This window comes from Rhodococcus shunpengi, from assembly GCF_048381395.1.
In the GTDB taxonomy this organism is placed as follows: domain Bacteria; phylum Actinomycetota; class Actinomycetes; order Mycobacteriales; family Mycobacteriaceae; genus Rhodococcus.
Genome location: NZ_JBLWIU010000036.1, coordinates 12,350 through 23,818 on the forward strand (window position 1 = coordinate 12,350; position 11,469 = coordinate 23,818).

Annotated in this window: 12 protein-coding genes; 6 read left to right on the forward strand and 6 right to left on the reverse strand. The window is 67.0% G+C overall.

From position 1 onward, the window contains the following. Nucleotides 1-30: 30 nt before the first annotated feature. Nucleotides 31-1,050: a ferredoxin--NADP reductase gene (locus tag ACNJ7K_RS24285; RefSeq protein WP_268654689.1), complete on the reverse strand. Its 1,020-nt coding sequence runs from the start codon at nt 1,048-1,050 to the stop codon at nt 31-33. A gap of 105 nt (nt 1,051-1,155) precedes the next feature. Between ACNJ7K_RS24285 and ACNJ7K_RS24290 the strand changes: the two genes are divergently transcribed. From ACNJ7K_RS24290 to ACNJ7K_RS24310, 5 genes are read left to right on the forward strand one after another with little or no spacing between them, the layout of a single operon-like run. Then, nucleotides 1,156-2,565: a class I adenylate-forming enzyme family protein gene (locus ACNJ7K_RS24290; protein WP_159417403.1), complete on the forward strand. Its 1,410-nt coding sequence runs from the start codon at nt 1,156-1,158 to the stop codon at nt 2,563-2,565. After that, complete coding sequence (locus ACNJ7K_RS24295; RefSeq protein ID WP_159417404.1) at nt 2,543-3,448, forward strand: acyl-CoA dehydrogenase family protein; 906 nt, start codon at nt 2,543-2,545, stop codon at nt 3,446-3,448. The genes ACNJ7K_RS24290 and ACNJ7K_RS24295 overlap by 23 nt, the downstream gene beginning before the upstream one ends. Continuing rightward, a complete protein-coding gene (locus tag ACNJ7K_RS24300) occupies nt 3,435-4,523 on the forward strand; it encodes an acyl-CoA dehydrogenase family protein (RefSeq protein WP_268654688.1) in 1,089 nt (362 codons plus the stop codon). Before ACNJ7K_RS24295 ends, ACNJ7K_RS24300 begins: the two co-directional genes overlap by 14 nt. A gap of 1 nt (nt 4,524) precedes the next feature. Beyond that, nucleotides 4,525-5,292, forward strand: coding sequence for an enoyl-CoA hydratase/isomerase family protein (locus ACNJ7K_RS24305; RefSeq protein WP_085470218.1), 768 nt, complete (start codon nt 4,525-4,527; stop codon nt 5,290-5,292). A 30-nt stretch (nt 5,293-5,322) separates the two neighbouring features. Continuing rightward, the gene (locus tag ACNJ7K_RS24310) at nt 5,323-6,225 is read left to right on the forward strand and encodes an alpha/beta hydrolase (RefSeq protein WP_159417406.1); all 903 of its coding nucleotides are present in this window, start codon (nt 5,323-5,325) and stop codon (nt 6,223-6,225) included. Between the two features lie 47 nt (nt 6,226-6,272). Here the strand turns inward: ACNJ7K_RS24310 and ACNJ7K_RS24315 are convergent, their stop codons facing one another. From ACNJ7K_RS24315 to ACNJ7K_RS24335, 5 genes are read right to left on the reverse strand one after another with little or no spacing between them, the layout of a single operon-like run. Then, nucleotides 6,273-6,599, reverse strand: coding sequence for a DUF4286 family protein (locus ACNJ7K_RS24315; protein ID WP_059384015.1), 327 nt, complete (start codon nt 6,597-6,599; stop codon nt 6,273-6,275). A gap of 40 nt (nt 6,600-6,639) precedes the next feature. Continuing rightward, the gene (locus tag ACNJ7K_RS24320) at nt 6,640-7,401 is read right to left on the reverse strand and encodes an SDR family oxidoreductase (protein ID WP_085470216.1); all 762 of its coding nucleotides are present in this window, start codon (nt 7,399-7,401) and stop codon (nt 6,640-6,642) included. 37 nt (nt 7,402-7,438) lie between these two features. Continuing rightward, nucleotides 7,439-8,710: an amidohydrolase family protein gene (locus ACNJ7K_RS24325; RefSeq protein ID WP_085470215.1), complete on the reverse strand. Its 1,272-nt coding sequence runs from the start codon at nt 8,708-8,710 to the stop codon at nt 7,439-7,441. 28 nt (nt 8,711-8,738) lie between these two features. Continuing rightward, nucleotides 8,739-10,085, reverse strand: coding sequence for a cytochrome P450 (locus ACNJ7K_RS24330; protein ID WP_230790420.1), 1,347 nt, complete (start codon nt 10,083-10,085; stop codon nt 8,739-8,741). Between the two features lie 49 nt (nt 10,086-10,134). Next, a complete protein-coding gene (locus ACNJ7K_RS24335; protein ID WP_230790423.1) occupies nt 10,135-10,326 on the reverse strand; it encodes a ferredoxin in 192 nt (63 codons plus the stop codon). Nucleotides 10,327-10,525: 199 nt separating this feature from the next. Here ACNJ7K_RS24335 and ACNJ7K_RS24340 point away from each other — a divergent pair, with 199 nt between their 5' ends. Further along, nucleotides 10,526-11,461: a zinc-binding dehydrogenase gene (locus ACNJ7K_RS24340; protein WP_085470213.1), complete on the forward strand. Its 936-nt coding sequence runs from the start codon at nt 10,526-10,528 to the stop codon at nt 11,459-11,461. Nucleotides 11,462-11,469 lie beyond the last annotated feature (8 nt).

Here is an 11,469-nt window from a genome sequence, read left to right on the forward strand (position 1 = left end):
TATGACGCCGTCGAAACAACCGAATCGGCATCAGACGTACTTGACCTTGATGTTCTCGCTGTCGGGCACACCCTGGCAGGTGAGGATGTAACCGTCGGCGATCTCCTCCTCGGACAGTGCGTCGTTGACACGCATCGTCGCGCTGCCGTGGGTGACCTTGGCGATGCAGGTCGCGCAGTTGCCGGCCTCGCACGAGAACGGCGGCGCCAGGCCCGCGCGACGCGCGCTCTCGAGCAGTGTCTCACCGGCGTGCCGGGGCACGGAGACGCGCTGGTTGCCGAGGCGGATCGAGACGGTGCCCTTCACCTCCCCGCTCGGGGCGGACTCCGCCTCCTGGGCGTCCTCGGCCTTGATGGGTTCGGCTGCGCTGCCGAACCGTTCGCTGTAGATGTTGCCGGGGCCGGGGAGCGCGGCCTCGACCATGTCCATGAACGCTTCCGGGCCGCACAGGTAGCTGTCGGCGCCGCCGTCGGATCCGACGAAGGCGCGCACGGCGTCGGGAGTGAGCAGTCCGCTCTCGTCGTCGAAGTGCCGCACCACCTCGAGGCGACCCGCGTACCGGTCGACGAGTTCGTCGGTGAGGCTCGCGAAGATCGCGGACGCGCGGTCGCGGTCGGCGATCAGCAGGCGCACCGGCCGGTCGGTCGTCGCGAGTGCGCTCTTGGCGAGCGACAGGATCGGCGTGATGCCGCTTCCGCCGGCGAAGCCGAGCACCGGACCGGCTGCGTCGCGGAGGATGAACGTGCCTGCGGGTCGGGTGATCTCGACCTCGTCGCCTTCCGCGATGTTGTCGTGCAACCAGTTCGAGACGGCTCCGCCGGTGACCCGCTTGACGGTGGTCATCATCTCGGTGTCGGTCTCGGGCGCGCTCGACATCGAGTACGAGCGATACAGATCGGTGCCGTCGACCTTCACCTTGAAGGTGCAGAACTGCCCTGACTTGTAGGTGAAGGGCCCGTCGAGGGGAGCGAGCACGTAGGTGCGGGCGTCGTCGGTCTCCTTCACGATCCGGGTCACGGTCGCGCGTTGAAACAAAGGTGGTCTCGCCATGGACCGTCTCCTCCTGGTATCAATGTTCTGCAAGAAGGAGAGTACTATTCTCATTCAGGAGAGCAAGACCTCTCGACCGGTATTGCTGCGACGCGAGAGAGCACCATGACAGAGCCCACCGTGTTGGCCTTCGAAGACCGCGAGTGCACCCTCGCGGAACTCGATGCGCTCACCTGCGGACTCGCTCGTGTCCTGGCAGATCGCGGCGTGGGTCCCGGCGACCGCGTGGCACTCATGTCGTCCAACCGCCCCGAATTCGTCGTGGCCTACCGGGCCATCGACAGGCTCGGCGCCGTCGTCGTCCTGCTGAGCCCGGCCTGGAAAAGCGGCGAGGTCGAGCACGCCCTCCGGCTCACCGAACCGGCCTTCGCCGTCGGCGACAACCCCGTCCTCGCCGCCGCGATGCCGATGCTCCACCTCGACGACCCGATCGAACCCGATCACGGCGACCTCACCGCAACCCCCGTGGACCCCGACGCCGATGCACTGCTCGTCTTCAGTTCCGGTACGACGGGCCTGCCGAAGGCCGTGCGGCACACCCGCTCCTCGTTCGCCGCGGCCGTGGCGCACTGGCGGCAGGTCCTCGGACTCACCGCCGGCGACCGGCTCCAGATCGTCACCCCTCCCTCGCACATCCTCGGCCTGCTCAACATCGCCACCGTGCTCGACGCCGGCGGATGGATGCGGCTGCACCGGCGATTCGACCTCGACGCGATGCTGAAATCCATCGAGCGCGACCGGATCACCGTCGAGATGGCCGTCGCACCGATCGCCCTCGCGATCGCCTCGCACCCGGATCTCGAATCGTTCGACCTGTCGTCGCTGCGCTACATCATGTGGGGCGCCACACCCGTCACCGCGAGTGTCGCGGAGACCGTCACCCGGCGCACCGGCGTGACCTGGTTGCCGGCCTACGGAGCCAGCGAGGTCCCCGTCATCACCTGCAATCCGGTGGGCGACGCCCGCCTCGACAGCGTCGGCGTACCTGCGCCCGGCCTCGAACTGCGGATCGTCGAACTCGGGACCGGCCGGGAGGTCCCGGCCGGCGAGACCGGAGAGATCCAGGTGCGGTCGGCCTCGGCCATGGCCGGATACCTGCCCGACGACGCGACCGCCGGGGCGTTCTGCGACGGCTGGTACCGCACCGGCGACGTCGGATGGCTCGACGCCGACGGCCGGTTGCGGATCACCGACCGTGCCAAGGACATGATCAAGGTCAACGGATTCCAGGTCGCTCCCGCCGAGGTCGAAGCGGTGCTGCACGGCCACCCCGACATCGCCGACTGCGCCGTCTTCGGAACGAAGAACGGTGCGGCCGGCGAGACGGTCGTCGCGGCGATCGCCACCACCGCGACACTCGATCCCGACGACATCTCCACCTATGTGGCCGAACGACTCGCGTCGTACAAGCGACCGGGACGCGTGATCTTCGTGCCCGACATTCCCCGCCTGCCGTCCGGCAAGGTCTTGCGCCGACAACTCGAGGAGCGCCATGGACGTACGTCTGACCATTGAACAACAGCAGTTGCGCGACGCCGCCGCCAAACTGGCCGACGATCTGGGTGCCCGCTCGGTGTCGGATCTGGACGACGCGGCACGCCGGGCACGGCTGGAGAAGACCGTCGCCTCGACGGGCTGGCGCTCCCTGCGCTCCGACGGCGCGTCGGGAGTCGAAGTCGCCATCGTGGCAGAGGAATTCGGGCGCGGACTCGTCGACGTGCCGTTCTTCGGTCCGGTGCTCGCCGACGACCTGCACCGGCATTTCTCCGACGACCAGCCGACGCGCGCCATCGCCGTCGGTGCCGACGCCTTCGACGCGCACGGCCTCGATCGCGTCCTCGTCCTCCGGGACCGGACGGTGTCGACCGCGGCCGTCGGTGAGCCCGCGCCCGGTGCGGACCTGACCCGTTCGTTCGCGACGTTCGCCGAACCGGACGAGACGCTCGGCGAACTCTCCTCCGAGAACGCCGACCGCGCACATGCTCTCGCGCTCGTCGTCACGTGCGCCGACCTCGTCGGGGTGTCGCGGGGCGCGCAGGCGGTGGCCGTCGACTACGCGAAGATCCGTGAGCAGTACGGAAACACGATCGGGTCGTACCAGGCGGTCGCGCACATGCTGGCCGAGAGCGAAGCCCTCATCGAAGGCTCGATCAGCGTGCTGCGGCACGCGGCGTGGGCCGTCGACGAGCTGACGCCCGAGGACGCGATCCGCGCCGCGCGCATCGCCAAGATCTACACCGCGCGCGCCGCGCGCACCGTCTGCGAGACCGCCGTTCAGGTGCACGGCGGGATCGGCAACACCTGGGAGTGCATCGAGCACGTGTACCTACGGCGGGCCCTGACGTCCACCGAACTGTTCCCCGTGAGCCTGGAGGAGATCGACCTTGGACTTTCGTGACTCGCCGGAAGAAGCCGCATTCCGCGCCCGGCTGCGGACCTGGCTCGCCGATCAGGCCGGAAAGTTCCCCACCTCGGGTGACGAGTACTGGGCTCGGCAGGGCGAATGGCATCAGGCGCTCTACAGCGCAGGGTTCTTCGGTCTGTCGTGGCCGAAGAAGTACGGCGGGCAGGATCTTCCGCCCGTCTACGATGTGATCCTCGACGAGGAACTCGCCGTCGCCGGATGCCCGCCGCGCCCGAGCCTGGGATATCTCGTGGTCGGCCTCGGCCACCATGCCAGTGACGAACTGTGCGAACGGTTCCTGCCCGGCATGATCGACGGCACCGAACGGTGGTGCCAGGGATTCAGCGAACCCGGTGCCGGCTCCGACCTCGCGTCGCTCACCACCACGGCGACCCGCGACGGCGACGACTACGTCATCTACGGCCACAAGGTCTGGACGAGTTACTCCGACGTCGCCGACTGGTGCCTGCTGCTCGCCCGCACCGATCCGGATGCGCCGCGGCACCGCGGTATCTCGGCGTTCATCGTCTCGATGCACCAGGACGGCATCGAGCAGCGACCGTTGAAGATGATCAGCGGTGTCACCAAGGAGTTCGGCCAGGTGCTGTTCGACGGTGCCCGCGTGCCGGCAAGCCGCATGGTCGGGGTTCCCGGGGAGGGCTGGCGGGTCGCGATGACCGTCGTCGGCCACGAGCGCGAACCGTCCACCCTCGGATTCGCCGCCCGCTACGGCAAACTCGTGCGTCAGCTCGCCAAGCGCGTCGACGGTCCGCCTCCGCAGGATCTGGCCTGGGCGGCGGTGCAGTCGGAGATGCTGCGTCTGCACGTGCGGCGGCGACTGTCCGAGCAGCTCGACGGTGTCTCGCACGGCTCCGAGGGGTCGCTCGACAAGCTGCTCATGACGTGGGTGGACCAGTCGGTCGGACACGCGGCCCTGGCAGTCGCGGGCAGCCGCGACGAGGAACTCCTCGGCTCGTACATGTACAGCCGCGCCCAGTCCGTCATGGGCGGCACGTCGCAGATCCAGAAGAACATCATCGCTTCGCGCATCCTCGGATTGGGGGTCTGACATGTACGGCATGCCCGACGAGATCGAGGTCCGCGCCGAGGGGCCGCTGCGGATCGTCACGCTCAACCGGCCGTCGAAGTACAACGCGGTCAACGATCCGCTGCACGCGGGACTCGCCCGGCTGTGGCCGCAGCTGAGCGCCGACCGCGAGGTCCGCGCCGTGGTGCTCACCGGTGCCGGCAAGGCGTTCTCCGCCGGCGGGGATCTCGACTATCTCGCCGAACTGGGGCAGGACGCCGAACTGCGGGCGAAGACCATCGCCGACGGACGCGAGATCGTCCTGGGTATGGCGCGCTGCCGCGTGCCTGTGGTCGCTGCGGTCAACGGCCCGGCGGTGGGACTCGGGTGCAGCCTGGTCGCCCTGAGCGACGTCGTCTACATGGGGGAGGGCACCTATCTCGCCGATCCCCACGTGCAGGTCGGGCTGGTCGCGGCCGACGGTGGTCCGCTGACCTGGCCGCTGCAGATCAGCCTGCTGCACGCGAAGGAGTTCGCCTTCTTCGGGGAGCGGATCCCCGCGGAGCGGGCCCGCGAACTCGGCCTGGCGAACCATGTCGTCGCCGATCCGCTCGCCGAGGCACTCACATGCGCCAAGCGTCTCGTGGAGCAACCGCAGAAGGCTGTGGAGGCCACCAAGCGGCTGCTCAACATCCACCTCGAGCGGGCGGTGCTCGCGAGCCTCGACTACGCGATGAGTGCCGAGGAGATGACCTTCCAGAGCGACGACTTCCGTGCGAACATCGCGAGGATGACCGCAGGAAAATCGTGATCGGAGACGCCGGGTGATCGGAGAGGCCGTGTGATCGGACGGTTGCGTTCGCTGTCGAGCTTCCATCCCGATCTGCGGGCGGTGGCGCTGCTCGCTCCACGTCGTGCGGTGACCCCGCGATCGTTGCCGGTGATGCGCATGCTCACCCGCGCGATCCGGGGCACCGACCCGGACGTGTACGTCTTCGAACCGGGGGTGTCGGTCCGCTGGTTCGGTGCTCCGGACCGCGCAGGCACCGAACCCGGTGCGGCCCTGTTGTGGATCCACGGTGGCGGGTACGTCTTCGGCCGGGCCGCGCAGGACGACGCGTTGTGCCGGCGGTTCGCCGACCGGCTCGGTATCGCCGTGGCCTCGGTCGATTACCGATTGGCACCCGAGCATCCCTATCCGACTCCGCTCGAGGACTGTCTGCGCGCCTACGAGTGGTTGCGGAGCCGGCCGGAGGTCGATCCGGCGCGTATCGCGATCGGAGGTGCGAGCGCCGGGGCGGGTCTGGTTGCGGCACTGGCACTTCTGCTCCGGGACAGGGAACTGCCGGCACCGGCCTTCCAGCTGCTGGCCTATCCGATGCTGGACGACCGCACCGGCGACGGTCCCGCACACACCCGGATGTGGGATGCGTTCAGCAACCGGTTCGGCTGGGCGAGTTACCTGGGTTCGGCCGATCCGGAGGTCGTGGCGCCGGCGCGTCGCACCGATCTGTCGGGCCTGCCCCCGGCCTGGATCGGGGTGGGCACGCACGATCTGTTCCTCGACGAGGACCGCGCGTACGCGGAACGGCTACAGGCGGCGGGTGTCCCGTGTGCTCTGCACATCGTCGACGGAGCCTTCCACGGCTTCGATTCGGTGGCCTCGCGCACGGGGGTCGCGCGCGGATTCTTCGACGAACAGTGCGCCACCCTGGAAAATGCGCTCTCCCTGGAATGCTCGTAGGGTCGCTGCCGGATCCCGGCAGCGGCCCTACGGCTTCCGTGCTCCGTTCACGAACGGGGCTTGACGTACTCCGACTTCACTTCCATGATCCGCATCTTCGGGATGGGGCCGTAGCTGAGCGAGTCCGACATGTTCAGCTGCTTCGCTGCCGCCGCGGCGTGGACGTTGGCCTTGGCCGCCGCGGGATCACCCTCGAGTTCGTAGAGGGTGACCGACGGGCCGCCGTCCGCGTCGGCGGGGGACAGCCGTGTGGCACCGACGAATCCGTCGAGGGCCACCACTTCGGGGATGTGCACCTCGTCGTACCACTTGTTGAACTCTTCCAGCCGCTCGGGATGTGACGGGTACGACTCGACGAGCAAGTAGTGCTTCATGCGTGGTCCTGTCTGTGAGAAGGGTTGGTCTACTGGAGCTTCAGACCCGGACGACCCAGCCGCCGTCGATGTTGAGGGTGTGTCCGGTGACCCAGTCGCTGCCGGACGACACGAGGTACAGCAGACCGGGGATCAGTTCCTCGGGCTCACCGAACGGGAACGGGATGGCATGCTTGACCATCTCCTTGAGCTCGGGCGGCGACGCGATCGAACCGGCCTCGGTGTTGACCATGCCGGGAGCGATCGCGTTCACGCGGATACCGAACGGCGCCAACTCGCGTGACAGCGAGACCGTCATGCTCACGAGACCGAGTTTGGTGATGCCGTAGGCCTGCGCGGCCATGAACGCGCCGCTCGAGGACTGGTTCACGATCTTGCCGTAGCCGCGCTCCTTCATGTACGGCACCACGGCGCGGGTGCACAGGAGCGGGCCGGTCAGGTTGACGGCGAGGGTACGGTTCCACAGCTCGATGTCCATCGTCGTGAGGGACCCTTCGCCGACCACCTCGGCCATCAGGCCGGCATTGTTGACGAGGATGTCGACGGAGCCGAAGTGTTCGGCTGCGGCAGCTGCCATTTCGGTCGTACTGGCCTCGTCGCGGACGTCGACGCCGACGGCCAGCACGCGATGGCCGTCCGTTTCGAGCTCCTTCGCGGCGGCGGTGGCAGCCTCGAGGTTGACGTCTGCGAGCACTACTGCGGCACCCGCCTCGGCGAGACCACGGGAGTAGGCGCGGCCGATCCCACCTCCGGCGCCGGTGACGATGGCGACCTTGCCGTCCAGTTGGGGGCTGTCTGTCATTTCTTTCCTGTCGGTCGAAGCGGATGTTCCGGTCGGCTCACGAATTGGCGAGCTCGTAGCGGCGGCGGTACTCCTCCTTGGAGGTCTCGCTGATGTCCACATCGGTGGCGCGTGCCCGCAGCGCGCCGACGGTGGCCTGCTCACGCAGGGTGTGCGCGAACGGATCCCAGTCGAAGAACCGCGCGGCGTTGGCGAAGGTGATCTTGTCGATCTCTTCGTCGGTGCACCGAGCGGCGTCCAGCTCGCTCTTCAGGATCTCGGGTGAGTGCGGCCAAGTGGAATCCGAGTGCGGGTAGTCGCATTCCCACGCAATGGTGTCGATGCCGAGCCGGTGACGGTTGTTCAGTCCGCTGGGTTCGGTGATGTAGCAGGCGAGGAAGTTCTTGCGCCACACGTCGGTCGGGCTCATCCCGTCGGGAAGAAAGCTCGTTCCGGTCCAGGACTGGTTGACGATGTGCCGGTCGAGGCGGTCCAGCCACGGCGCCACCCATCCGACGCCGCCCTCACTCATAGCGACCTTGAGGTCGGGGAACTTCTTGAACGCGCCGCTGAGCATCATGTCGGTGGCCGCGATCGTCGAGATGAGCGGCGTGAGCATCAGCATGTTGTCGATGTCGAACCCCTCGGGCCGCTTGACCAGGTTGATGCCGCCTCCGATGTGCAGGGACAGCACGATGTTGTGTTCGACGCACGCCTTGAAGATCGGGTCCCAGTAGCCGGACTTGAAGTCGGGGAACCCTTCCCCAACACCGTAGGGAGTTTCGGGGATGCTGATGGAGCGACACCCCATGGCTGCGATCCGGTGAACCTCGGCAACGGATTCGTCCGCATCGAAGAAGGGGATGATGCCGATCGGTATGAACCGGCCCGGGTGTGCGTCCGGGACCTCACCGACGACCCAGTCGTTGAAAGCCCTGCACGCGGCGAGGGAGAGCTTCTTGTCGGGCAGGCTCGCCAGGTGGGTGCCGGCGAAGCCGGGGAAGGTGGCGAACAGTGTCGCGGCGAGGGTGCCGTTGGCGTCCATGTCGCGCACGCGCATATCCATGTCGTAGACGGCGGGCCGCATCTCCGCGTACCCGGTGGGGTCCATGCCCCATTCGTGCTTGGGCCACGACACCACGGCGTTGAGGCCTGAGCTGCCGACGACGGTGCCCTGGAACTGCCAGGCCTGCACCCGGGGATTACGGGGGTGGGCGGTGAGTTTGGGAGCCTGGTCCATCAGGCTCTTGGGGAAGTGCTTCTCGAAGATGTCCGCGGGTTCGACGACGTGGTCGTCGATGCTGATCATCACCATGTCTTCGGTCTTCATGAGGATCCCTTTCCGCAGCCGGTGCCGGTTACTTCTGTGCCGTCACCGGCGCTGCGATTCCCTGCTCGTCGACGATCTTCTGGATCCGGTCGAGGGTCTCGTCGAGTCCGTCGCCGAGGCGCGGACCGGGTGTGAAAGTGGCCGGAAGCTGCCGCATGCCCTGGATGACGCCGATGGACTCGTAGTGGACCGTGCCTTCGGGGTCGCAGCGGTAGTCCGGCATCCGGTCGAGTACCGCGGTCAGCATCCGCTTGAACATGGTTCGCGCCAGGTTGGATCCGATGCAGCGGTGCACCCCGAGTCCGAAGCTGAAGTGCCGGTTGCCCTTGCGTTCCAGGTCGATCTCGTTCGGATCCGTGAACAGTTCGGGATCGCGGTTCGCCATCGCCCACGACAGCCAGATGCGTTCGCCCTCCTTGAACTCGACGCCGTCGAGTTCGGTGTCGGCGGAGAACGTGCGGCCGTCCCCGGCCGACGGACAGTAGAAGCGCAGGAATTCTTCTGTTGCCGAATCGAGCAGCGTGTCCCGCTCGGCGCTGAGGATTTCGCGCTGGTCGGGGTTCTGTGACAGCCACTCGAGTGCGTGCGAGGTCAACGCCGTCGTCGTGTCGAAACCACCGCCGATGAGCAGGCTCAGCACACCGAGCAGTTCGAGATCGTCGGGCGTCTCCCCGTCGATGGTGGCGCGGGCGACGGCGTCGACCATTCCGGGACGGGGGTTTTCCCGGATCTCGTGGAGGCTGGCGAGAAGATCCATTCCCATCAACCGGTGCAGTTCGGCGACGCGGTGGACATCGGGCGAGTCCGGCGGCGTGTACATCGCGGCGTGGACGGGCTCGCAGTAGACGTTCCACTTGGCGACCGGAATCCCGAGCATCGCGAGGGTGATGACGGCGGGAACGATGTTCACCATATCGTCGATGAAGTCGATGCTGCCGGTCTCGATCTTCTCGTCGAGGCACGCGCGGATCACCTCGTCGATGAGGGGAACCCACTTCTTCACAGCAGCGGGAGACAGATACGGATTGAGTACGCTTCGGAATTCCCGGTGTTCGGGGTCGTCCATCTCCAGGATCCCACCGCGCACGCCGGATGCCCGGACGGCCGTGGGGATCATGATGCCCTTGTAGCCGCGCCGTACTCCCTTCACGTCGTGGTCGTTCGAGATGTTCGCCGAGCGTGCGAGGGTGAATACTGCCTCGCCGCCTGCGGCGACCCAGTGACCTCCGTGGGTGTCGGACCATGCCACGGGGCACTTCGAGTGCATCTCCGTGGTGATCTCCGAGAAACGGTCGCGGTAGTCCGGTGCGTGCCTGTCGAACTGATAGACCGGTGTCCGGTGCTCGGTGTCGACGACGGCCTCGTCAGCGCTCACGGTGTTGCCCTCTCGTGCGTCCGATGGATGGTGGTGCGGTCGGGTGGTGTCACAGAACCGAGATCGCCTGTTCGGGGCAACTGCGGTAGGCCTCGCGTGCGGATTCTGCGAAGTCGGCGGGTACTTCGGTGTCGACGGCCGTGGCGTGCCCGTCGATGTCGCTCAGTTCGAAGAGCGTGGGGGCGGCCATGGCGCACAGTGTGTGTCCTTGGCAGCGGTGAGGATCGACTTCCACCTTCATGACGTTCTCCGATCGTCGGCGAATTCTGTTGTTCTGCAGTCGGTTCGGAACTGCACCGCGACTCGATTCGTGTTCCCTGTAAACATTTTCACGATCTTCGTTCCAAGAATGCCGTTCCGGTTGGTGAGAACAGTAATGTCACGGGTGTCGGCCTGCAAGAGGTGCGATCGAAGAAGCAGAGCATGAGGGCGGTGCGGATATGAGGGCATGGCAGTTCGAAGGAGCCGGGCGACCGATCTCGTTGAACGAGGTTCCGGAACCGGAACCCGGCCCGGGCGAGGTGGTGATCGACGTCGCGGCGGCCGGACTGTGTCACAGCGACCTGATGTACATGGAGGTCGGAGAGGAGACGATGCCGTTCCTGCCCATGACGCAGGGACACGAGAACGCCGGCGTCATCAGCGCACTGGGCGACGGCGTCGAGGGCTGGAGCATCGGTGACGTCGTCGGCGTCTGCTCGTCGGGCGTGCGTCCGCCGCTCGGCATGTTCTCCCACGGTGGGTTCGCCGACAAACTGGTCGCCGATGCCCGCGATCTCGCCCGGGTGCCCGAAGGGCTGGACCTGTCACTGGCCGCCCTCGCGACGGATGCGGGAATGACCTCGTACCACGCCATCATCAAGGTCGGTGGTGCGTCGACGGGGATGAAGGTCGGTGTGATCGGCTACGGCGGTCTGGGGCAGATCGGAACCCGTGCGGCCGTGCTGGCCGGTGCGGAGGTGCACGTGGCCGAGACGAAGGAATCGGCATGGGATCTCGCCCGGCAGGCCGGCGCGACGGACGTCGTGCGGGACGCGGCCGAATGGGCGGGCCGAGGATTCGACCTCGTGGTCGACTACGCGGGTTTCGACACCACACAGAAGGCGATCGACGCCGTCGCCCGGGGCGGCACCGTGGTGCAGGTCGGTCTGGGCCTGCCGACGTTCACCGTGAAGACGCCGACGCTCCTCGGCAGGACGCTCGTGGGTTCCCTCGGTGGGACCGTCGAAGACATCGAGGAGGTGTACGACCTGTTCGTGAGACGGGAGATCGAACCCGCATACACCGAGATCGGCTTCGAGGAGATCGGTGATGGCCTGGAACGCCTTCGTCGCAACGAGGTGACCGGACGGCTCGTCGCGCGGTTGGACCGCTGAACCGTCGA